This is a genomic window from Rhizobium leguminosarum bv. trifolii WSM2297, assembly GCF_000271845.1.
This window is the reverse complement of sequence record NZ_JH719395.1, coordinates 1,425,404-1,451,090: the sequence shown is the minus strand read 5'-3', so window position 1 is coordinate 1,451,090 and position 25,687 is coordinate 1,425,404. Positions and strand designations below refer to the sequence as shown.

The following is a 25,687-nucleotide window of genomic DNA, read 5'->3' as shown; positions in this document are numbered from 1 at the left end:
CCTGCTCCTTCAGCACACCGATAATCTGCTCTTCCGTAAATCTCTGCTTCTTCATTCGTCCGTCCCTTAATAGGCCGGACTCTAATCCATTCTGGAGGAAATTCTCAGTGGCAGGTCAAAGGCAAGCTGACTTGGTGAGGGGGAGAGGCGTGCCGGCCCGATAAATCATCACGCGACGTGCCTTGTGCCGGGGAGTTTGGCCGAGAACGCCACGGCGCACCGGTGGATGCCATGCGGATCCTCGGCACAAGGCCACGGGCGTCCGGTTCAGCCGATAGCAGCCCCTCACCCTAGCCCTCTCCCCGCACGCGGGGCGAGGGGACGTGCCCTGCGAGAGATTGGCGAGGGACTGGGAGGCCGCGGCACATGCCCTTCGCCCCGTTTACGGGGAGAAGGTGGCGGCAGCCGGATGAGGGGCTGCTCTCGCCGAACTTCTGGGCAGAGACCGTGGCTCAAGGCCGAGCGACGGAGGGCAGGTGGGCACGTGGCCAATCTGGTCGACGGGAAGATTGATCGAGAGGCATGTCTGCAGGTCGCTCGCAATATGGTGCGCACCCACGTCTCCTCCCTCATTCCTGTGCCCGTCACAGGAATCCAGCCACGGCGCGTCCGCGCCGTGAATGAATCGCACTTCCAGGGAGTCTTTCGCGCCCAAGGACTTCGACGCACTGGATTCCTGTGACATCACTCGGGCAAAGCCCTGAGGAGCACAGGAATGAGGGAGTGTGAGGAGGCGTCCACGCCCAACCCCCGCTCATACGGTGCCACGGCTGCTGGTGGGTGTCGTGTGAATGCTCGGCTCAAGTCCACTGCTGTCCGTTTTAACCCGGCTGCCCCTCACCCTAACCCTCTCCCCGTAATGACGGGGAGAGGGGACGTGCCATGCAAGAGGTAAGAGGGGAACGGAGACGTTGCGGCACATCCCCTTCGCCCCGTTTACGGGGGTCCGGAGGACGGGTCGAGACCCGTGGCTCGACCCCGGTCGGTGGCGGCAGCCGGGTGAGGGAGTATGAGGAGCCATCCGCGCCCAATCCTCCGCTCCTCCTCGCTCCTCCTGTTTCAAGCCCTCTGGAGAGGCGGTCAACCGGCTCCGCGTCGTGCTCTTCGCGCCAGCCCCACTCTCCGTCATCCTCGGCCTTTGAGCCGAGGATCCATGCCACGGCGCCGGTTGATGTCGTGGATGCTCGGCTCAAGGCAGCTCAAGGCCGAGCATGACGGGGCGCGGGGCGCGCACGCCCCAACTCAAGCCAACCGCAAATCAAGAAGTGGATGCAGCTTCTTCAAATTCGGCAGGGATTTGGCTTGCCAGGGATATTGGTGGGTGCCTTTGACGACCAGCAGCAGGTCGCCCATCTTTCTGGCTTCGATGGTCAACTTGGCCAGGAGATTGATGCCGGAGGAATTGAGGAACTCGAGACTGGTCAGATTGAACGTCACCTGCTTGTGTCCGCCGTGGAGCAGGCCTGAGATCAATGAATAGATCGGTGCGTAGGCGTCCGGTCCTGCGAGCCGGAATACGCCGTCGAAATAGACTTCGTTTTGCTCCGCCCATACACGGAAGTTTTCGTCGCTGATTTCCATTCTTCACTCACGGATTGGAGGAGGGCGGCATCGCCACGGCCGCAGTCGTCGTCAGTATGATATGCTCATCATTATTCTCTTCGAATGCCCATGCCATTTTTGCGTCGTAATCGCTTAGAAGTGTCAGCAAGCCCAAGCCCGACCCGCTTGCAGACGATATGGCGTTGATTTCGATTTGCTCAAGAAGAAGTTCCCCTGGATCCTTCGATTGCAGGCGACGCAATAGTTGCTGAAAGCGCGAGGCTGTGGCGCCGTCGATGGTGTTCTTCACCCGTATCAAAAAGCTTCCCCCGGATATGCCGGCTTCAATGAGGATCTCGCCGGGCTGCCGAAACTTCACGGCGTTTTCGATCAGCTCGTTGCTGAGATATCCGATGTCATGATGCGCCTGCATGTACTCTTTTTTCGAACGCGAATACCGCAGTGCCATGACCTCCGCGATGAAGTCGGCCGTCATGCCCGAGTGTTTCCATCCAAGCTCAAGCGGTCCATCGGTCAAGGTGAGGCGCGTGCCCGAATCCAGGCTTATGTCAGTCAGAGATTCGATGCCGTAAACCGTCGGAGGCATGTCTCACCTATGCCGTACTGCGAGAAGCGTGATGTCGTCATAGATCTTCTGCGATCCGATAAAGAGCATCAGTGTCGCCACAATTTCGGCAACGATTTTCTCAGCGCTCAGATCCTTCAAGCGCACTGCTTCGCGGCACAGCCGTTCCATGCCGAACAATTCTCCGGCGTCGTTTTCGGCTTCCGTTACGCCATCCGTGTGCAAGAGTATGAGGTCCCCCTGTTCGAACGCGATTTCACGGGTTTTGATGAAGGCTGATATATCGGCCTCCAGCCCGATCGGTATGCCCAGATCCATGGTGTCTATACGTTCGACCTCGCCGTTCGCTCGCACGACGACAACTTCCTCATGTTGTCCCGACAGGATCATCTCTTTTCCGTCGTAGTCAAGAAACGCCAGAGTGAGGTGTTTGTCGATTTTCGTCCTGACGATATTTTTAAACAGAGCGCTGTTCAGATTTGTCAGAAATTGCACGGCATCGGTGTTTCCCGCTTCCTGCAGGGCGCGGGCGACGGACTGAACCATCAACATCAACACGCCGCTTTCCAGCCCGTGTCCCGTGACGTCGCCGATGCCGATCTTCAACCGGCTGCCGTTCTTCAGTACGTCGTAATAATCGCCGCCGACTTCTTCCGCCGGTCTCATATAGGCGGCGATCTCGAGCGCCTTAAAGTCATCGAGCTCCTGATCCAGCGGAAGGACCATCAGCTGGATTCTCTCGGCGACGGCGAGCTCCGTTCCAAGACGTCTGTTTTCTCGCTGCAGCTGTGCGTTCAGCGTCGAAATCTCTTCCTTTGCATCTTCGATCTGAGCGGTTCGCTCTTCGACCAGTTGCTCGAGATTTTCGGTGTTATAGCTGATCTCTTCGGCCATGCGATTGAATGCTTCACCGGCTTCACCGACTTCATCCCTGCTTGCGATGGCCACCCTGACGGAATAATCCCTTGCCTGAATCCGTTTGGCCGCCCCAGCCAGGGCGCTGATTCCACTGGTTATTCGTTTCGAGGCTGCAAAGACCGCGATCGTCACGATCAGCAGCGACATCAGGATCGCCAGAATTTGATAGAGCACGATCCGGTTCGTCGCTTCTGAAATCTTGGCCTGGGCCGCATAGAGCGAGGCATCGATTTCTCGCTCGGGTACAACCACCCCAAGCAACATCGCCTCTTGCCGAACCGGGCCGCTGACCCAGAGATTGGTCGCAGGCAGTTTCTTGACGGTAACGATATAGGGCACCTCATTGCCGTCCTGCTGCAACAGCAAGTGCTGAATACCCTGTTCGCGGTCAAGGGCCAGTTTGGCGATGGCAGGCTGGGAGCTTCCCTTCAGGGAGCGCTCCAGGCCGGTCAAGGCGCCGGCTCCGTTCGGATCGCTCGCGGAACGCAGGCCGAGGGTTTTTTCGCCCGTGCTGTTGATCGCAACGACGTTGCCGTCGGACATGGCCAGAAACCCAAAGCCGGATTGGGCCACTTTGACATTTTCAACCGTCTGCGCCAGCTGGTCGAGGGTGATATCGGCGCCGGCCGTCCCGGCGACATCCTGCCTGTCGGCTGTCCATAGCGGATGAAAGAAACTGACGATCAGCTTCCCGGTAATGGCGTCCGTATAGGGCGCAGTCTGGGTGATGTCGCCGGCGACCGGCCGCGTTTTCATGTCCTTGGCCCAGCCTTGCCAGGATTCGTAAAGTCCCGGGAAAAAGAAATCCCAGAAACTGGCCTCGTTATGGCCCGGATAAAGCCGGTCGAAGGTCTGGGCCTGGTCGGTATAAGGCGCCGTTCTGAAGATCGGCCGTTCTTTCGAGCCGATGTAATACATCTGCAGCTTCGAAGCACCGTGCTGCAGCAGGCTCGGCGCGACAAGATCCAGAACCGCACTCGTGCGGATATCGCTCTCGACGTCGGGCTTTGGCTTCCGGTCTGGTCCGAGCAGGTAACCCCACACGCTCACGACCGAGACCGAGCCCGGAGCGTTCTGGGCCCACTTCCCTTGCTCATCGTAGGAAAGGCTGACGCTGCCGGGAGATGTGCGGGCGATCGCCGCGCCGACGTCCGAATTGCGCGCGGGATCGTCGATCTGCGCCTGGAGCACGCCTGCCAGCGTGCTGACGTCGCTATGAACCTGCCGCAACAGCAAAGTCACCTGTGCCGCGGTCGAATCCGCATAGGTGCGGATGTACTCCTGGCTTGCCGCTTCAAGACCCTGGCCGACCTCGAGCGTTGCGTCACGCGACAGCCTCTGAACGTTCCAAAGCGCCAGCCCGCCGCTGACCAGCAAGTCGAAGAGGACGGCTCCGCCGACGACCAGGATGAACTTTGCCCGAAAGCCTATTCCTGCCGGTCTCTTCGCTAATTTCGCCTCCATCATAATGGCTTTCGCCCGGAAGCCGCCCAGATCGGCCAGCCTGCATAACCTTTGGGGTGAAGCGCGGCAAAGACGTGGTCTTTGAATCCTTGCCGGAACCTGCGAATAAAATCCAGCGAGTCGCCGCGCCGGACCGCCATCTGACCGGCATAGACATTTTCCCAGGCTTCGATGATGTCGGCGAAGTCCTGAGGATCCCCGTCAAGGTTGGTGACCATGAAGCAATCGACCTTGATGGTATCGAACCCGGCGTCGGCGAGGAGGTGGCGGCTTTTCGGTCCCATCTCCACATCCATGTCGAAGTGCCTGAAAAGTTTGGCCACTTCCTCGTAAGTCCATTTTATCGTTTCGGCATGCGGCTCGCCCAGGCAATGCGAATTTTTTTCGTTGGTGATGTAGACGCGGCCCCCGGGCTTGCAGATGCGGTAAAGCTCCCGCAGCAGCATCTCGGGACGGTTGAAAATCTGCAGCGAATGGCGGCAGGTCACAAAGTCGAATTGATTGTCCCGAAGCAGCATCTGTGAGGCGTCGCCATAGGTATACTCAATCCCCTGCAGATCGAAGTCGGCAGCCACCCGGCGGGCATATTCGAGGCTGCGTACGGAATGATCGAGCGCCACAAGCCGCTCCGGTTTGAATTCCCGCTGAACCAAGGCGGCGAAATCACCAATTCCGCAACAGATATCGGCCATCACCAGACCGTTGCGCAGACCGTGGCGCGGCAGCAATTCGCGTTCGTGCCTCCAGGTCATTTTCGTCTGGGTGCGCAGAATGGGAATGAAGCTCTCATCTTCGACAAAGCTCTGGCCCGGATAAAAGGCCGAATCGTAGACTTGAACCGACAGGTTTGGTTGTGATGCCGCCAAGGTCTGGAACAACGAGGTCGACCAGGCCACCACGCTCGACGTAATGATGATAATCTTCCGCTCCGGCCTGGTCCGGCAGTGTGCCGTCAGAATATCGGAAAGCGCTGCAAAGGCCGTCATGTTGATGTGCGTCAGGCGTTTGACATTCAGGTAAATGACGCCGCTATATTTTTCCAAACTTTGCCGCACCAGCCTGAGCGCATCGGCTATCTCGTTTGGACTTTCGGGCCGCATCTTGCCGGACAGCAACAGCTCCTGGTTTGTCGGATCAAAATGGACGGTGAAGGGGCGGGCGAGCAGGTTCATTGAAAATCCTCGGCCGAGGGGAAATCCGCGATGATTTGCATGCCGTGAGCGCCGTCTTGCTCAATTCGGATGGCGGCGCGGAATATGGTTGCCAGATCTTTGAGCATAATCGTCCCGTCGGACGTCAGGTCGGATCCGGCGCCCGAGCGAGACTGGTGTTCGGTTGATTTCATACCAGTGCCGCGGTCCTCGCGGGCAAAGGCAATTCTCAGCCGGTTGAACGTCGCGCTCCGATAGAGACTGAAACTGATCCTTCCCGGCTCGCCCGTCGAGCGGAAGGCGAGTTCAATGAGCTCGTTTGCCGCCACGGAAAGAAAATTCGAATATCGAGCCGGATCGCTGTGGCCCTGGCCGAGGATGTCTGAGAGATATTCGGTAATCCTGTCGCAAAACTGCCACTGAGATTTGAACATCGCAACGTTCAGTTCCAGCGATACCATCGGCGCCAATGCATGGTCATCGAAGCCAGATGCTTGCTCTTCCAATACAGCCTCCATCAGTTTGTCTGGGGCGTCAGATGTCCTCAAAAAGCACGGCGAAAAATCTCTCGTTCGTTATACCAGCGCGTGGCTCACGGATGTTTCCGCCCGGTTGATGAACTCGCTCATCGCCTCGACCGGAAGCGGCCTGCTCACCAGATAGCCTTGAAGCCTGTCGCAGCCCACACTGTGCAACCATTCCGCCTGAGCCGGCGTCTCCACTCCTTCGGCCGTCACCTGCATGTCGAGACCATGTGCGAGGTTCACGATACAACGGACGATCGTCTGGCTTTTCGAATCGCTTTCCAGATCGGTGATAAAGTATTTGTCGATTTTGATCGTGTCGAAAGGGAATGTCTTCAGATAACTCAGGGAAGAATATTCGGTGCCGAAATCATCAAGCGAGATTCGTATGCCCAGCACGTTGAGCGTATTCAGCGTGTCGATATTGTTGACGGTGCGCTCAAGCAGCACGCTTTCGGTGATCTCAAGTTCCAGACGCTCGGGCGGCAGTCCGACCAGGTCCAGCGTCTGCGATACGCGATCCGTGAGGCCGCTGGTCAAAAATTCAGCCGCCGACAAATTGACGGCGACGATGTAGTTCTCCGGCCAGTTCATCGCCTCGCGGCATGCCTGCTCCAAAACCCATGCGCCGATCTCGGGCATCAGTCCGTCAGCCTCGGCCATCGGAATAAATGAGGCCGGTGGGATTTTTCCAAGCAGGGGATGGTTCCATCTCAGCAATGCTTCGAAGCCGACAACGGAGCCGGCCTCGGAGATCGGCTGGTATTCGACAAAGAATTGCTGTTGGGCCAGCGCCATGCGCAGGCTGCGGCGCAGCAGTTCGCGTTGCTCCAGCAATTCGAGCATTTCCGGATCAAAGGCTTTCGGCCGACCGCGTCCATCCTGCTTGGCGGCATAAAGCGCAAGGTCCGACGCCTTCATCAGTTCCTCCGGACTTGTCCCATCCGGAGGAGCGGTCGATATGCCGATGCTGGTGCCGACAAAGACCGCGATGCCGTCTATCGTGAAAGGCTTTTTGAATGCGGCAACCAAGGCTTCCGCCAACCGGTGAGCTTTGGCCGGATGTCCCGAGCCCCTGGAAATGACGGTGAATTCGTCGCCCGCCAGGCGATAGGCTCTGTCATCGCTGGTCAGGCAGTCTTGGATACGCCTTGCCGCAAATTGAAGAAGCTTGTCGCCGGCCGGATGCCCAAGCGTGTCGTTGACCGGCTTGAAATCATCAAGGTCGAGCTGCATCAGAGACAGAGTTTCGTTTGAACCTGCGCTCTCCTGCAACAATTCAGCCAGGTCGTCGCTGAACTGGCGTCGGTTCGGCAGTCCCGTCAGCGGATCGTGGGTCGCCAGATGCAGAAGAGTTGCCCGCTCATCGTCAACAAGCTCATCGGAGCGGACCACGGCAAAAAGGTTTCCGATCCGATAGATTGTCAGCCCGTGCGACCCGGACCCGCCCAGATCGCCCGATATTCGCAATGGCTGGACGCTGTCATCCAATGAGCGGAAAGCCAGCGTAATCGCCGATTTGTCCAGCTGTGGAAAATGCTCCCAAAGTGACGCTGCCGGTTTGACGGAAGCAGGTAGCTCATTGCCCAGGAAATTCTCGATGGGATTGAAGTCGCGGTCAAAGAACAGAAGCCGGTCGATCGAACTCGGAGCTTCTGCCTGTGTCTGTCCGAGGGCCGAGCTGGCCGCACGAATTTTCCGCATCTTCGAGCTCTCCCAGTCGAATGTCCTAACCAGATATCCTAGCAAATCAACTGTCGCACAACTTGTACTCGTCAAGATTTACATTAGGCACTCCTGATTCACAATCCCAAACCTCGGCCGACACCTTTACGATGTAGGGCACAACTATACTGATCCAACAGGGGTTTTCCACAATCGGCAGGCTGAGTTAACGGGATTCAGGCAGTGGCGGCCCAGAGCTCATGCACCATCTGCCGAAGCGCCAGGGACTCCGCCCATCTGTCGGTCGAGTCGTTGCCGTCTCTGCCCGTGATCGCATAAGGTTTGGGGCCCAATTCGCAGGTAAAGATCAGCTCGGCGTCATCGGCGGCGCGTGAGCGCCAGTGGCGAAAACCATAGTCCCACCACTCGAGGAAGAGGTCGACCCAAGGCCGGTGATGCGGAAAGAAAATCTCGATCTGCACCTGCTCCCGCGAGGCAACCCGCCCCTGAAATGCGTGGGCGTTCTGCAGGATGCGTCGGATAGAAGCGTGGTTCTCCTCATCGACCGGAAAGGCGAATTCGCGGCCGACCAGGAAATGCGACAGGTCGGCCAGTAGCGGCAGTTCGGGGCGCTGATCGAGCAGATCCAGCGTGAAGAACAGGTCCGCGGTCATCCTGTCGCGATGTGTTTCGATGAACACGGGAATGCAGGCATCCCCAGCGAGCCGCATCCAGCCATCGACAAGCGGCAGGCAGGCATCGATGCGGCGCGGGCGGATATCGGGTTGCAGGTTGATGTGGCTGACCGGAAACTCCGCCGCCAGTTCCAGCGGCAGGCGCAGATCGTCGACACAGCGGGGGAAGCAGACGCCTTCAACCTTCAAGCCGGTGCCCCGGATGGCCTGGTTGAGGGCAACGACATCCAGGCGGTTGGTGTAATGGGCGCTGATGCCGTCGAAGCCCGCCCCTGAGATCATCGCGATGTTCTCGTCGAGTGTGCGCTCGACCCCATCCGTGTGCCGGCGCTCCATGGCCCAGAGCGATTGGAAGACCTGTAGCTTCTGCATCATGCGGCTCTCGCGCTTTTCAGAAGCGTTTTGAGGTTTATGCCGGGGTCGGCCAGTTCGGCGGGGCTGGGGCTGATCGCTGCTGAGATCAGCATCTCGGCAAGCTTGATGTCCTTGGCGAGGCTATTGCCGCTGCCAAGACCCGCCGCGGCCACCAGACGCCCATCGTCCAGATAGAATTCTAGCTCGCCGCCGGCGATCGAACGCGGAACGATCTGATGGGCGGGCTGCGGCAGCCCCGCCACCTGCAGGCCGAGATCATACTGGTCGGACCAGAACCAGGGGAGGGCGGTAAACGTCTCGGCCGCGCCGGCCATGTTCCGCGCGGCGGTCTCGGCCTGCATCCTGGCGTTCCGCCAGCTTTCAAAGCGAACGTGTCCGCCGCCGGGTTGGGCGACCGCCGCGCAATCGCCGGCGGCGAAAACATTGGCTGCGCTGGTGCGAAGATTGGCGTCCGTCAGGACCCCGTTACCCGTTGCCAGTCCCGCTGCTTCCGCCAAGGCGATCTCGGGCAGGACGCCGATGGCGCTGACGACGAGATCGGCATGCACGACGCTGCCATCGGTCAAGGTGACGCCGTCGACGCCGATCGCCCTCACGCCCTTGTCGAGGTGAAAGCGCACACCTTCCGCAGCATGTCTGGCGTGCAGCTTTTCGGCAAAGCCGGCAGGGACGGCGCGGCCCAAAGGTTTCGGCGCCGCTTCGATGACGTTGACCGCGACGTCCTTCCCGCGGAGGACCGCTGCAAGTTCCATCCCGATCAGCCCGGCGCCGATGATCGCCACGCTCCGGCCCGGCGCAACACGGGAGAAGATCGCTTCGGCGTCGGCGTGGGTCCGGAAGTCGAGTGCTCCGGCTGCGCCGGGGCATGTGAGCCGTCTCGGCCGCGCGCCGGTCGCCAGCAGCAGCTTGTCGTAGCGCAGCAGCTGCCCGTCGCTCAAGCGCACCGTTCCGGCGCCGGCATCCAGCTCGGCGGCCGACAAGCCCTTGAGATAGCTAATACCGGCGGTCTCCAGCGCTTCCGCCGCGCAGATCAGCTTCATCTGCACCGCGTCATCGACGGTCTTCGATAGGGGAGGCCGTTCATAGGGCAGATGAGGCTCGGCTCCGACCAGTGTGACGGGCCGGGAATAGCCCGCCTCGCGCAGGGCAAAGGCTGCCCGGGTGCCGGCTTCGCCCGCCCCGATGATGACGATACCGTCCATGTGTTCTCCGTGGAAAGAGCGGCCGGCGTCAGGCCGTAAAAAACTAGGCCTAAAGCGCTGGGCAGTTGCGGGCGACATGCGTTAACCCAGGGCCACGCGAACCTCTCCGTCGATCACCTCGGCCTTATAGGTTTTCAGGTTCTCGCAGGCGGGAAGTCGCAAGGCCTCGCCGGTGCGATAGTCAAAAGCGCCCGAATGTTTCGGACATTCCACCTCGAAATCCATCACCAATCCGTCGGCGAGATGGATCGCCTCGTGGGTGCAGAGCCCGGCGGTGCAGTAGACGCTGTCATCCGGGCCACGGTAGATCGCGTAGGTGCGCCCGCCATGGTCGAAGCGGATGGCGCCTTCCTGTTCGATGTCGTCCAGTTTGCCAGCTGAAACCCAGGTCATTCGGCGGCTCCCCCGACTTCCAGGCGGGCCTTGCGGGCCGCAAGTTTTTCCTTCCGCCTGCGGTAGCGCTCCTGCATCTGGGCTTCGCCTTCGGGCGAGCCGTCGTGCCAGGTGCCGAACCATTTATCGAGCGGGATCAGCGCGTCGCCGTAGTTCACCTCGAAATATTTGTGGTGGAGGTAATGCGCATAGGCGTGGCTATCGACCAGTTTCTCCTTGCCGATCTCGACCTTGTCGAAGCCGACATGGCCGGGAATTGCCCCGAAACCGGCATAATGCAGCTGGTAGAGCATGATAATCGGGTTGGAGGGCAGGAGCAGATGGTAGAAGGCCGTTGCGAAATAGAGCAGATGTTCCACAGGATGCATCGACAGCGACGACCACGGCGAAGGGTTCACCGAATTGTGGTGGACCGAGTGCACCCATTTGTAGAGCAGAGGTGTGTGGATCAGCCGGTGTATGCAGAAGAAGTGGAATTCGTGAATGATCGGCACCACGAGCGCGACAAGTGCCAGCGTCCATGGATTTTCCGTGAATCTCAGCCAGGGAGCGTAGCCGTTGGCATAGGCCCAGAGCATCCCCACCTCGACGGCGGTCCAGATAGTCACGCCTGACAGGAAGGTGCGCAGGATATTGTCGAGGTTCTGGCTTTTGAACCAGAAGGCCTTGCTCTTGTTGTCGGCCGGGAATTTGCCATTGTACTTGAAGCGGTTTTCCTGCCGCTTCAACACGTAGAGATGCAGTTCGAAGGCGCCGTAGAACAGCAAGACCGAAATGGCGTTCACCGCATAGAGCCAGGCGATCCAGCCAGGGCTGAGGGTTTGCATCGTCTCGACCGGGGGAATGATCCAGGCCCAATAGGCGAGCGCAGAGAGCGCAAAAATCAGGTTCCAGGGAAGGAAATAATGCGGCAGCCATTTCAGGACCGCCGTCAGCCGCGGCGGAAAGGCAAAAAGCGGCGCAGTCTCGGCCGGCTGGTCCGGCGCCCAGTCGCCGCGCTTGTTGCGCTTGCCGAATTTCAGATCATCCATTGGCATCTCCTCCGGACGCCGGATGTTTCCGCGCCCGCCCTCATATCTCTGACGCGAAACTAGCAGGGGCGCCTGAAAATGCCGAAGCCTTCCTTGATCTGATTAGATCAAAGCGCTTCCTTGGTGATGGTAATGAAACGGATCGGTGCCTGGTCCGGTTTGATATCGGTCAAGCCGATTCTGTTCAGAACGAGATCCAGCGCCCGGCGCGCCTGCGCCTCCGGCGCCTGATCCAGCACCACATCCATGATGCCGTCCTGCAGCGCCGCACGCGTGTAATCGGTCAGCTCGTGCCCGACGAAAAATACCTCGCGCCCGCGCGGATGCCGGCGAAGCACCTCGATCAGCGCGGCGTTGGCGCCGCCGGCATTGTAGAGGCCGGCAAGGTCGGGATACATCTCCAGCGCCGACCACAAGAGATCCGCGCTGAGGCGCTCCTCATCGCCGCCAAACCCCAGCCATTCAAAACTGGAGGCGCCGGGATATTCTTGAAAATAGGCCGAAAAGCCGCGGATCCGATCGCGATGCACCTGATAGATGGGATGGCAGATCGCAACGACAGCCCCGATCCGCAGCGCCATCCGGCTGATGTAAAGAGCCGCTGTCCGGCCGGCGGCGACATTGTCGATGCCGATGAATTCGCCGACGCGCTCGGAAGCGCGAGTGACCACGTGGACGACCGGCAGGCCTTGCGCATTGACCTTCTCCACCGCGGCACTGATCACCGGGCTGCTGGGCACCGCAAGGATCAGCCCGGCCCGGGAAAGGTCGGTCGACAGGATGCGTCGCGCAATCCTCTCGGCGTTCATCTCGTCGGTGAAGCTGCGATGCACCACGACCAAGGGATCGAGGGTGGCGGCAATTCTCTGGAAAGCATGTGAAAGCCGACGGTAGAAGCTCGTCTCCGGGCGAACCATCAGCACTTCTATCCTCAGCAGGCCGCGATGGGTTTCGGGAAGCTTGCGCGGGTAATCCAGGCGGCGTGCGGCGGATATGACCTTCTCGACCAGTTCGGGGCGAACACCGCCACGCCCGTTCAGCACCCGCTCGACCGTTGCTGTTCCCACCCCGGCCTGGCGGGCGATGTCCCGGTAATTCGGCTTGCTCACTTTCCAGCTCCCTCGAATGGGCTTACGCGACGTCGTTTCTTCTTCTTCATACACTTTAGCCCCAAATCTCACAGAGGCTTACGCGCGCCAATTCCCGCAAACGGCAGACGGAGAGCTTGTGTCGCGGGGGCGGTCGATCTATGTTTTCTGGCGTTTAGCATGAGATTGCAGGCAGTATTTTACCGTAAATCCGGATGCGGATGGTTTTGTCCGCCGACCGGCTGAAGGAGCTGAGCAATGAAAATACTCATGATTCTGACATCGCATGATCAATTGGGAAATACCGGCAGGAAAACGGGATTCTGGCTCGAGGAGCTGGCCGCCCCGTACTTCGTTTTCCGTGACGCCGGGGTCGATATCACGCTCGCCTCGCCAAAGGGGGGCCAGCCACCGCTCGATCCGAAGAGCAACGAGCCGGCCTTCCAGACGGAACAGACGCGGCGGTTCGAACAAGACGCAGCCGCAACGGCGGCGCTCGCCAACACTTTGAAGCTGTCCGACATTCACCAGGCCGACTATGACAGCGTGTTCTTCCCCGGCGGCCATGGCCCGCTCTGGGACCTGACGAACGACCGTTATGCGCTGTCGCTCATCGAGAATATGCTTTCGGCGGGAAAACCCGTGGCGCTCGTCTGCCACGCGCCTGGAATTCTCACCAATGTGAAGGCGCCCGACGGAAAGCCCATCGCGGCGGACCGGGCGGTGACGGGTTTCACCGATTCCGAAGAGGAGGCCATGCACCTCGTCGAAGTCGTTCCCTATCTGCTCGAGGACGTGCTGAAAGAGCAGGGCGCAAAGTTTTCGAAGACCGCGGATTGGGGCGTGCATGTCGTCCAGGATGGCCTGCTCATCACTGGCCAGAACCCGGCCTCCTCAAGCCAGGCAGCTAAAACGCTGCTTAATGCCTTGCAAAAGCAGGGCGCGGCTTAGCCGCTAGGAATTCGGCGTTTCGGCCTCTGGCACCACCGCGGCCCAGAGGAGGCGGAATCGCAAGACGTTCGGACTCGGGATGTGGGACACCTGATATGACTAGCAAATATACGGGACAGTGCGCCTGCGGCGCGGTAAAATTTGCATTCGACATCGACCCGAACTTTATCGCCAACTGCCATTGCCTGGATTGCAAGAAGGCGTCGGGCGGCGAGGCGGCAACATTCTTCGCCGTACCGCAGGATGATTTTGCCTTGATCGCCGGCCGCCCGAAAGCGTTTCATTACATCGCTGCTTCCGGCAAGGGGCTCGACCGCAACTTCTGCCCGGATTGCGGCGCCAGATTGTTCAGCAGCAACCTGGAAAGCTTTCCCGGCCTTGTCTTCGTGACGCTCGGCAGCCTTGACCGGCCCGAGCTGATCGAGCCGGCGGTCGAAATGTTCACCAGGCGCCGGCTGAAATGGGCACGCCCGCTCGATCTCCCGCAATTCGACGGCATGCCCGGCTGAGCCGCTCGCCGGGACACACCGGCTTGGCCGCGCGGGCAATTTTCTTGAAGAAAAATTCGATCCGGTGTCGGATCGGCCAAGCCACGCCCGTCCTAGGCTCGTTCATTCCGTCCATTCAAGAGGATCTCGACAATGCCGAACACCATACGCCTGCACCGCGTTTTCGCGACCAGCCCGGACAAGGTCTATCGTGCCTTCATCGAGGCGGATGCGCTCGCCAAATGGCTGCCGCCGAACGGTTTCCTCTGCACCGTGCATCATATGGAGCCGACCGTCGGCGGCACTTTCAAAATGTCGTTCCGCAACTTCACGACCGGCAACAGCCACGCCTTCGGCGGCGAATTTCTCGAGCTCGTCCCCGGCGAACGGGTCCGCTACACCGACAAGTTCGACGACCCCAACCTGCCGGGCGAAATGGAAGTCACCGTGACGCTGAAGAAGGTCTCGGTCGGCACCGAGGTGGAGATCACTCAGGCAGGCGTGCCGGATGTCATCCCGCCCGAGGCCTGCTATCTCGGCTGGCAGGAGTCGCTACGCAATCTCGCCCGGGTCATCGAGCCGGATATCAACGAATAAGTTGCGCCAGGTTGAAGCATAGACCCGCGCAGTCGCTTGCTGCTTCTGCTCATGGCTCGGCCCTCTGCCTCCGCCCCCCATTCCGCTAATCTCCTCGGAATGCGGGCGGAGAGTTGAGCGTTCTAGGTGGCCGGGCGTCCAGTCCCATTTACATGTCTTCGAGCACGGACGCGGTGGCTGCTTCTTCGGCTACTGACGCGTTCTGAACTGGAACGATGGCGGTCGCACCGTTCTTCGCCGGACATTTGGAGCTCCTAGTTTGGCTTCGTTGTAAAAAGCCGGTCCGGAACAAGAAGTTTCATGACATCCCGATGAAATGATCGGCGCGCCGCCGTCGCACCTGCGACTTCGGCCTCGGCGATCGCCGTCGCGCGAACCAGCGGTACGGTGCCGAAGGGGAGGCCGGCGATCCGGTCTGGATCGCGGCTTATCGCCAGTGGCGATTGCAACTGTCGAACGCCATTTTCCGGCGACAACTGTGCCTCGGCCAGATGACGTTCGATCCGGCGGCAATCGGGTTCGCCAAGTTCGTGCTCGGTGATCGGTGACAGGAACGCGCCGCCGGCGGCTCAGCGCCGGTCTGACAATAGGCCTCCCTCGTAACAATTCGGAAGGAAATTTACTATCTCAAGAAAATCGTCTTCCATTTCAAAGTATATGTGTTAACACTTTATTAGGAGTGGGGAGTATTCCGGTTCTGATTTAAGAAAAATTGGCGTCGTTGTCGGCAATATCGGCGCGACGGCGCGCTACGGCGTGCCATGTCAGTTTTATTAGTCTTGAATCCATGCCGGGTTACTTGTTTTGTGTTATGGGGGTATATTGATGGGTACGCAAAGCACCGGCGGTGGAAGCACGGCTTCTTTCAGCAATACGCCGCAGGCGAATAATGACTCTTACATCTGGACGGAAGACCAGCTGCTCAGCCTCCAGCTCTACAATGCGGCCACCAAAACCATAACCCTTGACGTGATGTCGAATGATCTTGGCGGGAACGCCAAATCCCTCTTCTCCGTCGACGACGGAGATGGCAATCCAATTACCGCCGACTATGAGCTTCTTGCGAAAGATGTCGGAGCGAATGGGGCATCTGCCTGGGAGAAGAGCCTGCTCGGCAATTGGGTCAGGATCAACAATGGAAAGATCGAATACCGTCTGAGCGATGGAAGTGGCATCGCGGGCTCGGGCGCGGATATCAACACGCTGAATGCCGGTGAAATCCTCAAAGATAGTTTCGTCTACGCGATACGGCTCGGCAATGGCACGCTGAGCGAGGCCAATGTCTCGATCTCGCTCACCGGCGCCAACGATGCGGCGTCGATCGTCGTCGATGCGACGGTGACCGACGATCGGTCGACGGTCGAGGCGGGTGCGGCCGGCAGCGGCGATCCGAATGCCTCCGGCAAGCTGACGGTCAGCGATGTCGATGACGGCGAGGCGATGTTTGCCGCCCCGGCCTCGCTTAACGGCATCTATGGCAGCTTCACCTTCAATGCCGCCACCGGCAGCTGGAGCTATACGCTCGACAACAGCCGGGCAGCGACGCAGGCGCTGAACCAGGGTGACGCGGTCAACGACACGCTGAGCGTCAGCTCGCTCGACGGCACGGCCAGCCACAATATCGTCGTCGCCATCACCGGCGCCAACGATGCGGCGTCGATCGTCGTCGATGCGACGGTCACCGACGATCGGGCGACGGTCGAGGCGGGTGCGGCCGGCAGCGGCGATCCGAATGCCTCCGGCAAGCTGACGGTCAGCGATGTCGACGACGGCGAGGCGGTGTTTGCCGCCCCGGCCTCGCTTAACGGCATCTATGGCAGCTTCAGCTTCAATGCCGCCACCGGCAGCTGGAGCTATACGCTCGACAACAGCCGGGCAGCGACGCAGGCGCTGAACCAGGGCGACGCGGTCAACGACACGCTGAGCGTCAGCTCGCTCGACGGCACGGCCAGCCACAATATCGTCGTCGCCATCACCGGCGCCAACGATGCGGCGTCGATCGTCGTCGATGCGACGGTGAGCGACGATCGGTCGACGGTCGAGGCGGGTGCGGCCGGCAGCGGCGATCCGAATGCCTCCGGCAAGCTGACGGTCAGCGATGTCGATGACGGCGAGGCGGCGTTTGCCGCCCCGGCCTCGCTTAACGGCATCTATGGCAGCTTCACCTTCAATGCCGCCACCGGCAGCTGGAGCTATACGCTCGACAACAGCCGGGCAGCGACGCAGGCGCTGAACCAGGGCGACGCGGTCAACGACACGCTGAGCGTCAGCTCGCTCGACGGCACGGCCAGCCACAATATCGTCGTCGCCATCACCGGCGCCAACGATGCGGCGTCGATCGTCGTCGATGCGACGGTGACCGACGATCGGTCGACGGTCGAGGCGGGTGCGGCCGGCAGCGGCGATCCGAATGCCTCCGGCAAGCTGACGGTCAGCGATGTCGATGACGGCGAGGCGGCGTTTGCCGCCCCGGCTTCCCTTAACGGCATCTATGGCAGCTTCACCTTCAATGCCGCCACCGGCAGCTGGAGCTATACGCTCGACAACAGCCGGGCAGCGACGCAGGCGCTGAACCAGGGCGACGCGGTCAACGACACGCTGAGCGTCAGCTCGCTCGACGGCACGGCCAGCCACAATATCGTCGTCGCCATCACCGGCGCCAACGATGCGGCGTCGATCGTCGTCGATGCGACGGTGACCGACGATCGGTCGACGGTCGAGGCGGGTGCGGCCGGCAGCGGCGATCCGAATGCCTCCGGCAAGCTGACGGTCAGCGATGTCGATGACGGCGAGGCGGTGTTTGCCGCCCCGGCCTCGCTCAACGGCATCTATGGCAGCTTCAGCTTCAATGCCGCCACCGGCAGCTGGAGCTATACGCTCGACAACAGCCGGGCAGCGACGCAGGCGCTGAACCAGGGTGACGCGGTCAACGACACGCTGAGCGTCAGCTCGCTCGACGGCACGGCCAGCCACAATATCGTCGTCGCCATCACCGGCGCCAACGATGCGGCGTCGATCGTCGTCGATGCGACGGTCACCGACGATCGGGCGACGGTCGAGGCGGGTGCGGCCGGCAGCGGCGATCCGAATGCCTCCGGCAAGCTGACGGTCAGCGATGTCGACGACGGCGAGGCGGTGTTTGCCGCCCCGGCCTCGCTTAACGGCATCTATGGCAGCTTCACCTTCAATGCCGCCACCGGCAGCTGGAGCTATACGCTCGACAACAGCCGGGCAGCGACGCAGGCGCTGAACCAGGGTGACGCGGTCAACGACACGCTGAGCGTCAGCTCGCTCGACGGCACGGCCAGCCACAATATCGTCGTCGCCATCACCGGCGCCAACGATGCGGCGTCGATCGTCGTCGATGCGACGGTGAGCGACGATCGGTCGACGGTCGAGGCGGGTGCGGCCGGCAGCGGCGATCCGAATGCCTCCGGCAAGCTGACGGTCAGCGATGTCGATGACGGCGAGGCGGCGTTTGCCGCCCCGGCTTCCCTTAACGGCATCTATGGCAGCTTCACCTTCAATGCCGCCACCGGCAGCTGGAGCTATACGCTCGACAACAGCCGGGCCGCGACGCAGGCGCTGAACCAGGGCGACGCGGTCAACGACACGCTGAGCGTCAGCTCGCTCGACGGCACGGCCAGCCACAATATCGTCGTCGCCATCACCGGCGCAGATGATGGACCAGCCAGGCAGGCACCGAGTGACATTAAGCTGACGCCTTTCGTTCCGGCGGACAACGTCAACTTCAATAGTTTTGAGTTCGGTGGCCTGCTGACCGCGACTGACGCCGACACGGGTGGATTCAGCTTCAGCATTGCCTCGCAGTCGCATCCAGGCTTGTTTTCGATAACCGGCAATACGCTGAGTTCGGATGAACTATTGCCGAACCGTACATTTTCAGTGACGGTAATGGCGACGCAGACCGGTGATCCTATAGGACCGGCCTTCGAAAAGACCGAGACGTTCACGATCATCACCGGTGGCAATGGCAACTCACAGGACAATCCGAGCGGAGGAACGGGCGACGATGTGCTCTACGGCGGTGGCGGTAACGATATGATGTTCGGGCTGGGAGGTGACGACACGCTTTTCGGCCAAGACGGCGATGACACCCTCAACGGTGGTGCTGGCAACAACACCCTGACCGGGGGCGTGGGAAATGACACGTTCTTTTTCCAAAGGTTTGCCACCACCACGAACCATATGACTGACTTCAATGCTGGGACGAATAGCACAACCGTGGATAAGTTCCAATTAGACGTCGGAGGCGGCGCGTTGGAGTTCGTCATCGGCAACAACAATATAATCGTGGACAACGTGAAGGTGGGAAACAACGGCACGATCAATGTTGCCGGCACGGAGATTGGCGTCAAAACGGACGTGAGCGTCACGAACGCAACCGTTCAAAGCACCATCAATGGTTACAGCAACATAACCACAGGGGCATTGTTCGTGTTCCACAATGCGGATCTGGGCCATGCGGCGGTCTACTACGATCCGAACCCAAGTTCAGCCGGCGGCGCGGTGCTGGTTGCTGAATTCGACAACATCACCACCCTCGGCGGGCTTGGTAATTTCAACTCGGGCGACTTCTTGTTTGGCTGAGGCGGTCTGTGATCACGACAGGCATTGACCGCGCGCGCAAACGATGAGCGAAAAAGGCGCCGCAATCGTCTGGCCACGGCTAGAGTCTGATCGCCCGTTTCGCCAACGCCTCGCGCGCGGCCGTTACTCCCCATTGCTCGTCGGGGTCACGCCCGTCGATCTCGGCCTCCGCGATCGGCGTTACCAGGATCAGCGGCACCGGCCCGAATGGCAGCCCGTCGATCTGGCCGGTGTGGCGGCTGAGCACGATGCGGGACAGCGGGCTGTAATCCTCGGTCAGTCGGCAGAACAGGATGGCGCCGTGTTTTTCGACATCGCGGGCGACGCGGTGGCCGTCGGCCACGAGGTCGCCGATGTTGATCAAGAGGTTCGCCCAATTTCCGATCCCGGCCTCATCCAGCGTCGCGGCATCGAACTCCATGAAAAGTTCGCATTCGACGCCGTTCTCAGGTTCGGAAATGCCGGCCCAGGGGGTGGAGAGCCCATCGGTGGCAAGCGTCAGCCTTCCCGGGCTGTCGATGGCGAGGATGCGGCGGTGCGGGCCGAACCATTTTGTCTGGTTGTGGATGTTAGCCGTTCCGCGCTCGGCGGCGAAGCTCTCCCGCAAGGTGCCGCGGCCTTGCCAGAAGGTGCGCCGCGCGGCTGCTGCGGCCCCGTAGATCGGGTCGTCGGGACCGCGCGGGACGATCGATGGGTCAAATCTGGTTTCGAGCGTGAGCTGCGCGCGCATGAAGTGAAATTTCGGCTTTTTCCAGCGGATCAACACCGTGTTGAAGGGTTGTGCCGCGGCCGCATCGAGTTTCTCGACAACATCCCCGATGATGCTGAGTGGGTGCGTTGAATCATCCCGGACATGCTTTCCCTCGGCGTCGAGGTAGCCGCCCGTGCGGGAGGAATGCCCGGCTTGTATCGTGGTCGCGGTCCATTCGCCGCCAACGGCGCCCGCAGGCGCCTTGCCGAGAACTGGGGCAAGCTCCCGGATCGCATCGTCAATCGAATAGGTTGCCACGTCGCCCCTCCGCCTTGGCTCAAAGTTTCGTCGGCAGCCGGTTGGCCGCCAACAGAAGCTAGGGCAGGGGTATTGCCGATCAATGACAAGGTGGGATGCGGAGGGGGCGCGCCTCGGTTTAGCAGAGCCTCACCCGATGCGCAGTACGGGGACCTCGAAGGGCCGACTGATAGCAAGGAGCAGCCTTGGACGGTGCTTCGAGGCTCCGCCCGTGGGCTGCACTTCAGCTTAACGGGAGTTGGAGGATGCCGCTTCCTAATATGTGCCCCCTCCAATCTCCTCATCCCTTCGCTGATCACAGGATCGAGCGCGCCCAAGTCTTTTGGCGCGGAAGTCTTCAAGCGTGCATTTGGTTATTTACTGCGCAAACGCGCCGTGGCTGGATACCTGTGACGGGCACAGGAATGCGGGGGGCTGGAAGGATCTCCTAACAAGGATCCTCGGTGGTCCTGAGAATGTGAGGACCAGCATGCGTCCTCAATTGCTCCCATCGTTCGGCCGGGCCTTGGCGCTGTCGTTGCTGCTTTCCGAGGCGGTCTTGCCGTCCGGCTGTTGGCCGAAATAGGTGCCGCCGAGGTGGCCGCCGGCGCTGGTGTTCTTGACCTGCTGTTCGGCGCGTTTCTGAATTTCACGGACGTTGGTCTTGCTCATTTTTCGGCTCCATATTTGAGGTCGACCCCTGGTCAACCGATGGAAGTCGACACTGTTCCATATTTTCTGGACTAACCGCCGGGTTTGGCTGTTCGCTATTTGTGAGACTTGCCGGGAACAGTTCGGGGTTTTGCCTGTTGTTCGAATTCAACATGGAGAAACGAACATGGGCATGACGACACCGAAAGACGGCGCCCCCGGCACCACCGATCAGTCTCCCCGCTGGGAGGGACCGAAGGGAAATGCGCCGCGCGGCTATTTGAAAGCCAGGGACGATCCCGACCGCGATCGCGACGCGAAGGGCGAAAACAACCGCGACCCCGAGACCAAAAATCTCGGCGACGCGATGAAGCAGAAGGGCGAATGAAATGGCCAATCTTGAGAACGACGCGGCCGGCCAATTCGCAAAATCCCGTGCCGACCGGAAAAGCAGCGGCGTTGCCAGCGCCAAGCCGACCGTCATCACCGGCTCCGAAGATGCCACGATGCACAAGAACCCGCCCGGCAAGCAGAAGCCGGGCAAGGACTGGGACATCAATTACGATCCCGCCGATATGAATGACGGCCGGAGGCGTTGAACGTCGCATAGAATTTGATTCATGCGAGGCGGCTAAGTCTCTGTTTTACATCCGTCAGCCGCCGAAATAGGCCGGGTGGTCGATATCGGCGATAAGGCCCGGCTGCTCCGGCTCCCAGCCGATGAGCGCCCGGGTGTGAGCGCTCGAGGTTGGTACATCGAAGCCGGCGAACATCGCAAACCAACCGAAATGCTCCGCCGCCTCTTCCACTGAAAGTGAAACGACAGGCACATTCAGCCGCCTGCCGATCACCTCGGCAATGTCCCTCATGGGCACACCTTGTTCGGCGACCGCAAGGAACGGCCCGCCTTCGGCGCCACGCTCCAGTGCCAGGCGATAGACGCGGGCGGCATCGAGCCGGTGCACGCCCGGCCAGCGGTTCCCACCGTCGCCTACATAAGCGGCAACACCGGTCCTGCGGGCGGTTTCGACCAAGATCGGCACGAAACCATGATCGCCATGGCCGTGCACTGAGGGTGGCAGCCGGACGGTCGAGGCACGCAGGCCGCGCGCGGCGAGTGTGGCCGCCGTGCCTTCGGAAGCGCGCGGATAGGTGTCAGTCGTCGGGAAGGGCGGGTCCTGCTCGGTGCCGATACGGCCGGGCGCAAAACCGATCCCCGAACTGACCAGCAGCGGGCGGTCGGAGCCTTCGAGCGCGGCGCCAAGCGCCTCGATGGCGCGCTGGTCCATGGCGCAGTTTTGGGCGAAATTCGAGAAGTCATGATTGAAGGCGGTGTGGATGACGGCGTCGGCCTCGGAAGCGCCGCTCCTGAGGCTCTCGAGGTCATCGAGCGCGCCGCGATGAACCTTTGCGCCGGCGGCCGCCAGTTCGTTTGCGCCCTTCTCCGAGCGGGTGAGGCCGAGCACCTGATGGCCGTTGGCGATCAACTCGTTGACGACGGCCGAGCCCACCCAGCCGGTGGCTCCAGTTACAAATACACGCATGTGATGTCTCCGGTTTGCGTTGGAGAGACATATCGGGCATGATAACATCATGGTAAAGTAGTGAGATTATCATGGTATAAAGGCTAACAGGATGAGCGAATTCGTCGCCACCGATAATCTGCTCGGCATCTATCTAAAGGACCGTCGCGCCAAGCTCGATCCCGAAGCCTTCGGCTTTGCGGCAGAGCGGCGCCGCACGCCGGGCCTGCGCCGCGAGGAGGTGGCGAGCCGCGCCAATATCAGCCCGACCTGGTACACCTGGCTGGAGCAGGGACGCGGCGGGGCGCCGTCGGCCGACGTGCTCGACCGGATCTCGCGGGCGCTGATGCTGACCGATGTCGAGCGCGAACATCTCTTCCTGCTCGGCCTCGGAAGGCCGCCTGAGGTGCGCTACCGCAGGCATGAGGGCGTGACGCCGCGGCTGCAGGGCGTGCTCAATGCGCTGGACCCGAGCCCGGCGTTGATCCGGACGGCGATATGGGATGTCGTCGCCTGGAACCGGGCGGCGACCGTGCTTCTGACCGATTACGGCGCGCTGCCGCCGGAGGAGCGCAACGTGCTGCGCTTCATCTTCCTCGATCCTCGCGTGCGCGCCGCCCAATATGATTGGGAAAGTGTCGCCCGCTTCGTCGTCGCAGCCTTCCGGGTGGACGCGGCTCGCGCCGGGGCGGCAGCACAGGTGGAACCCCTCGTCGACGAACTCTGCCGCAAGAGCCCCGAATTCCTGGCGATGTGGCGCGACAACGATGTGCAAACCCACGGCGACGGCGCCAAGCACATCCGCCACCCCATCCTCGGTCATCTCACCTTCGAATATTCCGCCTTCCAGGTGGATGGAAGGCCGGATCTCAGCATGGTCGTGTATAATCCGGCGACGGCGGAGGATGTGGCGAAGATCGGGGAGTTATTGGGATGAGTGAGGGAATTTGATGGGTGGGGCATTGATCACGTGCTGCCACAGGCGCGCGATGCTCGTCCTAATACCGCTCCGTCGAAGAATTGTGGGTTGAATAATTGTATTTGACCTTTTCAACCTATGTAAGTATATATCTCTAATATTGAATAAACTAGGCGTGTTGGAAAGAAATGTTCCGTGGCCATCCGAGTTCTTATCGCGGCTTTTATTTTGAGCTTGTTGATATGGGGCGGTGTTTATTACGGAATTGGCGGAATTTCTGGCGCGTTTTATACTTTACGTGACTTTTCAGAACGCGCGATCGGCAATGCAACAAACAGGCGGTAGATCTCTTGCGCTCGTGATCGGCGGAATCCCCATCAGCGAAGCATCGACAATAGGGAAGAGCGACGGCGGATGCCTAATCCTGATGGGCTATGGCGCGCCGGCCCGTTGCCACCCACGGGCAGAACGGAAATTGCCGTAGCGTCGCGCACGTCCGACGCGGCAAGTATTCTGGCCGAATCCTGACGCTGCCCCGCCCGTTTTCCATATGGCGGGGCAACGTTTATTGGGCAGCTCCGTCGTGAGCAGGCTGCTATAGTAGTGGCGATGCTATTGCAGCGTACGCGTCTGGATCTGTTCGGCGGGGGCGTGAGGCGCGGATGCAGGCAGGGAGCTGCCTTCCAGTCCCGTCGCCACGACCGAGACGCGGAACTTGCCGTCAAGGCCGCGGTCGAAGATGGCGCCGACGACGATATCGGCGTCATCTTGCACCTCGTCGCGAATGCGGCTTGCCGCTTCGTCGACTTCGAACAGCGTCATATCCGAACCACCGGAGATCGAGATCAGCACGCCCCTGGCGCCCTTCATCGAGATGTCGTCGAGAAGCGGGTTGGCAATTGCCGCTTCCGCCGCCTTCATTGCGCGGCTCTCGCCGGAGGCTTCGCCGGTGCCCATCATGGCGCGGCCCATGCCCTGCATGACCGACTTCACGTCGGCAAAATCGAGATTGATCAGGCCTTCCTTGACGATGAGATCGGTAATGCAGCCGACGCCGGCATAGAGCACTCGGTCGGCGGTCATGAACGCATCGGCGAAAGTGGTTTTCGCGTCGGCAATGCGGAAGAGGTTCTGATTGGGAATGACGATAACGGTATCGGCTGCCTGGCGAAGCGCCTCGATGCCGACTTCCGCCGTCCGCATACGGCGATTGCCCTCGAAGGTAAACGGCTTGGTGACGACGCCGACGGTCAGGATGCCAGCGGCACGCGCGGCGCGCGCGATAACTGGGGCAGCACCCGTGCCCGTCCCGCCGCCCATGCCGGCGGTGACGAAACACATATGCGATCCCGCCAGGTGATCCATGATCTCATCGATCGACTCCTCGGCAGCCGCATGGCCGATCTCCGGCAGCGAACCGGCGCCGAGGCCCTCCGTCACGTTCGCACCGAGTTGAATGCGCCGCGTCGCCTTTGATGTGGCGAGGACCTGGGCGTCCGTATTTGCGGCGATGAATTCAACGCCCGCCAGCTTTTCCGCGATCATATTGTTGATCGCATTGCCCCCACCACCGCCGACGCCGATTACTGTAATATGCGGCCGCAGTCCCGAAATGCCGCTCTTGGCGTCCGTCATCGCACTCTCCTTGATGTTCTTTCACGCCACGCCCTCGTCGTGGCCAGCGAATCGACGCCTAGGATAGCCGCCCAACAAGGCGGAGGCGAGGCGAAAGACGTCTCGGGGCGACACTCCAGTGATCGTCGTCTTCGGGGGATCGTGGCCCCGGCCGTTGCTGATTTCGTTCACGAGCCAACAGGGCATGAACCAAAGCCGCGCTGCGGTGTTTACAGACGTGCTTCTTATTTCCGATAAAGGAACGATCCCCATGCAAAAACTTCTCCTTTCGGGCCTTGCTCTTGCCGCACTGGCCGGCACTGCCTTCGCGCAACAACCGCCCCCTCCGCCAGCCACCGAGACCCCGCCCGCGGCGACCGATCCGGCCTCGCCACCGCCGCCGCCTCCGCCTCCGTCTGCTTCCGGTGGTGACGAGCGGATGACGGACGAGCCGGATGCGCGGCCAAGAGATCGCCCCGATTACCGGTGGCATGGGTCGAGGGGCGATATGGGTTTCCGTGACGACAGGGGCTTCCGTGGTTTCCGCGGTCATCGCCCGATGCTGCCGCCGCCGTCCAAGGCCGCTCATTTCCGGATCGAGGACGGGAACACCCGGATCGATCTTCAATGCGCCGAGGACGAACCGATGAAGGCCTGCGCCGATCTCCTGCTGCAGGTGATGGACCGCTTGCAGAGCCAGGACTAACCTTG

23 protein-coding genes are annotated in these 25,687 nt (G+C 60.8%); 8 read left to right on the top strand and 15 right to left on the bottom strand.

The annotated features are described in order from the left end of the window. Positions 1-1,242 precede the first annotated feature (1,242 nt). The 11 genes from RLEG4DRAFT_RS22385 to RLEG4DRAFT_RS22335 form a co-directional block, all read right to left on the bottom strand. A complete protein-coding gene (locus RLEG4DRAFT_RS22385) occupies positions 1,243-1,581 on the bottom strand; it encodes a slr1659 superfamily regulator (RefSeq protein ID WP_003580150.1) in 339 nt (112 codons plus the stop codon). 7 nt (positions 1,582-1,588) lie between these two features. Then, on the bottom strand, positions 1,589-2,149 hold the full coding sequence (locus tag RLEG4DRAFT_RS22380; RefSeq protein ID WP_003580149.1) for a slr1658 superfamily regulator: 561 nt from the start codon (positions 2,147-2,149) through the stop codon (positions 1,589-1,591). Positions 2,150-2,152: 3 nt separating this feature from the next. Next, positions 2,153-4,513: a SpoIIE family protein phosphatase gene (locus RLEG4DRAFT_RS22375; protein ID WP_003580146.1), complete on the bottom strand. Its 2,361-nt coding sequence runs from the start codon at positions 4,511-4,513 to the stop codon at positions 2,153-2,155. Beyond that, entirely contained in the window at positions 4,510-5,682 is a 1,173-nt protein-coding gene (locus RLEG4DRAFT_RS22370; protein ID WP_003580144.1) for a methyltransferase domain-containing protein, read from the bottom strand. Before RLEG4DRAFT_RS22370 ends, RLEG4DRAFT_RS22375 begins: the two co-directional genes overlap by 4 nt. Further along, positions 5,679-6,167 carry a hypothetical protein gene (locus RLEG4DRAFT_RS22365; protein WP_003580143.1) on the bottom strand — a complete coding sequence of 163 codons (489 nt, stop codon included), beginning with the start codon at positions 6,165-6,167 and terminating at the stop codon, positions 5,679-5,681. The genes RLEG4DRAFT_RS22370 and RLEG4DRAFT_RS22365 overlap by 4 nt, the downstream gene beginning before the upstream one ends. Before the next feature lie 69 nt (positions 6,168-6,236). Further along, positions 6,237-7,889 (bottom strand): putative bifunctional diguanylate cyclase/phosphodiesterase, encoded by a 1,653-nt coding sequence (locus RLEG4DRAFT_RS22360; protein ID WP_003580142.1) that lies wholly within the window; start codon positions 7,887-7,889, stop codon positions 6,237-6,239. Positions 7,890-8,086: 197 nt separating this feature from the next. Beyond that, positions 8,087-8,920, bottom strand: a complete 834-nt coding sequence (locus RLEG4DRAFT_RS22355; protein WP_003580141.1) for a sugar phosphate isomerase/epimerase family protein — start codon at positions 8,918-8,920, stop codon at positions 8,087-8,089. Then, on the bottom strand, positions 8,917-10,122 hold the full coding sequence (locus RLEG4DRAFT_RS22350) for an NAD(P)/FAD-dependent oxidoreductase (protein ID WP_003580140.1): 1,206 nt from the start codon (positions 10,120-10,122) through the stop codon (positions 8,917-8,919). The genes RLEG4DRAFT_RS22355 and RLEG4DRAFT_RS22350 overlap by 4 nt, the downstream gene beginning before the upstream one ends. An 81-nt stretch (positions 10,123-10,203) precedes the next feature. Further along, entirely contained in the window at positions 10,204-10,515 is a 312-nt protein-coding gene (locus RLEG4DRAFT_RS22345) for a MocE family 2Fe-2S type ferredoxin (protein WP_003580139.1), read from the bottom strand. Continuing rightward, the gene (locus RLEG4DRAFT_RS22340; protein ID WP_003580138.1) at positions 10,512-11,546 is read right to left on the bottom strand and encodes a sterol desaturase family protein; all 1,035 of its coding nucleotides are present in this window, start codon (positions 11,544-11,546) and stop codon (positions 10,512-10,514) included. Before RLEG4DRAFT_RS22340 ends, RLEG4DRAFT_RS22345 begins: the two co-directional genes overlap by 4 nt. A gap of 107 nt (positions 11,547-11,653) precedes the next feature. Then, entirely contained in the window at positions 11,654-12,655 is a 1,002-nt protein-coding gene (locus tag RLEG4DRAFT_RS22335) for a LacI family DNA-binding transcriptional regulator (RefSeq protein ID WP_003580135.1), read from the bottom strand. A gap of 237 nt (positions 12,656-12,892) precedes the next feature. Between RLEG4DRAFT_RS22335 and RLEG4DRAFT_RS22330 the strand changes: the two genes are divergently transcribed. The 4 genes from RLEG4DRAFT_RS22330 to RLEG4DRAFT_RS22310 all read left to right on the top strand — a co-directional run bounded on the left by RLEG4DRAFT_RS22330 (position 12,893) and on the right by RLEG4DRAFT_RS22310 (position 19,281). Beyond that, positions 12,893-13,585, top strand: coding sequence for a type 1 glutamine amidotransferase domain-containing protein (locus tag RLEG4DRAFT_RS22330; protein ID WP_003580134.1), 693 nt, complete (start codon positions 12,893-12,895; stop codon positions 13,583-13,585). 95 nt (positions 13,586-13,680) lie between these two features. Continuing rightward, positions 13,681-14,094: a GFA family protein gene (locus tag RLEG4DRAFT_RS22325; protein WP_003580132.1), complete on the top strand. Its 414-nt coding sequence runs from the start codon at positions 13,681-13,683 to the stop codon at positions 14,092-14,094. A gap of 132 nt (positions 14,095-14,226) precedes the next feature. Further along, on the top strand, positions 14,227-14,670 hold the full coding sequence (locus RLEG4DRAFT_RS22320; protein WP_003580130.1) for an SRPBCC family protein: 444 nt from the start codon (positions 14,227-14,229) through the stop codon (positions 14,668-14,670). Between the two features lie 825 nt (positions 14,671-15,495). Next, positions 15,496-19,281, top strand: a complete 3,786-nt coding sequence (locus tag RLEG4DRAFT_RS22310) for a beta strand repeat-containing protein (RefSeq protein ID WP_003580127.1) — start codon at positions 15,496-15,498, stop codon at positions 19,279-19,281. A 79-nt stretch (positions 19,282-19,360) separates the two neighbouring features. Here the strand turns inward: RLEG4DRAFT_RS22310 and RLEG4DRAFT_RS22305 are convergent, their stop codons facing one another. Further along, the gene (locus tag RLEG4DRAFT_RS22305; protein WP_003580126.1) at positions 19,361-20,290 is read right to left on the bottom strand and encodes a hypothetical protein; all 930 of its coding nucleotides are present in this window, start codon (positions 20,288-20,290) and stop codon (positions 19,361-19,363) included. Positions 20,291-20,767: 477 nt separating this feature from the next. Then, complete coding sequence (locus tag RLEG4DRAFT_RS40975) at positions 20,768-20,941, bottom strand: hypothetical protein (RefSeq protein ID WP_003580125.1); 174 nt, start codon at positions 20,939-20,941, stop codon at positions 20,768-20,770. Positions 20,942-21,107: 166 nt separating this feature from the next. Between RLEG4DRAFT_RS40975 and RLEG4DRAFT_RS22300 the strand changes: the two genes are divergently transcribed. After that, positions 21,108-21,308 (top strand): hypothetical protein, encoded by a 201-nt coding sequence (locus tag RLEG4DRAFT_RS22300; RefSeq protein WP_003580124.1) that lies wholly within the window; start codon positions 21,108-21,110, stop codon positions 21,306-21,308. A gap of 1 nt (position 21,309) precedes the next feature. Continuing rightward, the gene (locus RLEG4DRAFT_RS22295; protein ID WP_003580123.1) at positions 21,310-21,519 is read left to right on the top strand and encodes a hypothetical protein; all 210 of its coding nucleotides are present in this window, start codon (positions 21,310-21,312) and stop codon (positions 21,517-21,519) included. Between the two features lie 54 nt (positions 21,520-21,573). On the opposite strand, the gene RLEG4DRAFT_RS22290 is transcribed toward RLEG4DRAFT_RS22295, so the two are convergent. Further along, positions 21,574-22,464 carry an SDR family oxidoreductase gene (locus RLEG4DRAFT_RS22290; protein WP_003580121.1) on the bottom strand — a complete coding sequence of 297 codons (891 nt, stop codon included), beginning with the start codon at positions 22,462-22,464 and terminating at the stop codon, positions 21,574-21,576. A 91-nt stretch (positions 22,465-22,555) separates the two neighbouring features. Here RLEG4DRAFT_RS22290 and RLEG4DRAFT_RS22285 point away from each other — a divergent pair, with 91 nt between their 5' ends. Next, positions 22,556-23,380 (top strand): helix-turn-helix transcriptional regulator, encoded by an 825-nt coding sequence (locus tag RLEG4DRAFT_RS22285; RefSeq protein WP_003580120.1) that lies wholly within the window; start codon positions 22,556-22,558, stop codon positions 23,378-23,380. A gap of 594 nt (positions 23,381-23,974) precedes the next feature. On the opposite strand, the gene ftsZ is transcribed toward RLEG4DRAFT_RS22285, so the two are convergent. Continuing rightward, positions 23,975-24,997 carry a cell division protein FtsZ gene (gene ftsZ, locus RLEG4DRAFT_RS22280; protein WP_003580118.1) on the bottom strand — a complete coding sequence of 341 codons (1,023 nt, stop codon included), beginning with the start codon at positions 24,995-24,997 and terminating at the stop codon, positions 23,975-23,977. A 250-nt stretch (positions 24,998-25,247) separates the two neighbouring features. Between ftsZ and RLEG4DRAFT_RS22270 the strand changes: the two genes are divergently transcribed. Continuing rightward, positions 25,248-25,682 (top strand): hypothetical protein, encoded by a 435-nt coding sequence (locus tag RLEG4DRAFT_RS22270; RefSeq protein WP_037093994.1) that lies wholly within the window; start codon positions 25,248-25,250, stop codon positions 25,680-25,682. Positions 25,683-25,687: the final 5 nt, after the last annotated feature.

Bases quoted from the DNA above. Each gene is read 5' to 3' on its own strand.
- RLEG4DRAFT_RS22385 (WP_003580150.1), bottom strand. From the start codon at position 1,581: ATGGAAATCAGCGACGAAAACTTCCGTGTATGGGCGGAGCAAAACGAA.
- RLEG4DRAFT_RS22380 (WP_003580149.1), bottom strand. From the start codon at position 2,149: ATGCCTCCGACGGTTTACGGCATCGAATCTCTGACTGACATAAGCCTG.
- RLEG4DRAFT_RS22375 (WP_003580146.1), bottom strand. From the start codon at position 4,513: ATGATGGAGGCGAAATTAGCGAAGAGACCGGCAGGAATAGGCTTTCGG.
- RLEG4DRAFT_RS22370 (WP_003580144.1), bottom strand. From the start codon at position 5,682: ATGAACCTGCTCGCCCGCCCCTTCACCGTCCATTTTGATCCGACAAAC.
- RLEG4DRAFT_RS22360 (WP_003580142.1), bottom strand. From the start codon at position 7,889: ATGCGGAAAATTCGTGCGGCCAGCTCGGCCCTCGGACAGACACAGGCA.
- RLEG4DRAFT_RS22355 (WP_003580141.1), bottom strand. From the start codon at position 8,920: ATGATGCAGAAGCTACAGGTCTTCCAATCGCTCTGGGCCATGGAGCGC.
- RLEG4DRAFT_RS22350 (WP_003580140.1), bottom strand. From the start codon at position 10,122: ATGGACGGTATCGTCATCATCGGGGCGGGCGAAGCCGGCACCCGGGCA.
- RLEG4DRAFT_RS22345 (WP_003580139.1), bottom strand. From the start codon at position 10,515: ATGACCTGGGTTTCAGCTGGCAAACTGGACGACATCGAACAGGAAGGC.
- RLEG4DRAFT_RS22340 (WP_003580138.1), bottom strand. From the start codon at position 11,546: ATGGATGATCTGAAATTCGGCAAGCGCAACAAGCGCGGCGACTGGGCG.
- RLEG4DRAFT_RS22330 (WP_003580134.1), top strand. From the start codon at position 12,893: ATGAAAATACTCATGATTCTGACATCGCATGATCAATTGGGAAATACC.
- RLEG4DRAFT_RS22325 (WP_003580132.1), top strand. From the start codon at position 13,681: ATGACTAGCAAATATACGGGACAGTGCGCCTGCGGCGCGGTAAAATTT.
- RLEG4DRAFT_RS22320 (WP_003580130.1), top strand. From the start codon at position 14,227: ATGCCGAACACCATACGCCTGCACCGCGTTTTCGCGACCAGCCCGGAC.
- RLEG4DRAFT_RS22310 (WP_003580127.1), top strand. From the start codon at position 15,496: ATGGGTACGCAAAGCACCGGCGGTGGAAGCACGGCTTCTTTCAGCAAT.
- RLEG4DRAFT_RS40975 (WP_003580125.1), bottom strand. From the start codon at position 20,941: ATGAGCAAGACCAACGTCCGTGAAATTCAGAAACGCGCCGAACAGCAG.
- RLEG4DRAFT_RS22300 (WP_003580124.1), top strand. From the start codon at position 21,108: ATGGGCATGACGACACCGAAAGACGGCGCCCCCGGCACCACCGATCAG.
- RLEG4DRAFT_RS22295 (WP_003580123.1), top strand. From the start codon at position 21,310: ATGGCCAATCTTGAGAACGACGCGGCCGGCCAATTCGCAAAATCCCGT.
- RLEG4DRAFT_RS22290 (WP_003580121.1), bottom strand. From the start codon at position 22,464: ATGCGTGTATTTGTAACTGGAGCCACCGGCTGGGTGGGCTCGGCCGTC.
- RLEG4DRAFT_RS22285 (WP_003580120.1), top strand. From the start codon at position 22,556: ATGAGCGAATTCGTCGCCACCGATAATCTGCTCGGCATCTATCTAAAG.
- ftsZ (WP_003580118.1), bottom strand. From the start codon at position 24,997: ATGACGGACGCCAAGAGCGGCATTTCGGGACTGCGGCCGCATATTACA.
- RLEG4DRAFT_RS22270 (WP_037093994.1), top strand. From the start codon at position 25,248: ATGCAAAAACTTCTCCTTTCGGGCCTTGCTCTTGCCGCACTGGCCGGC.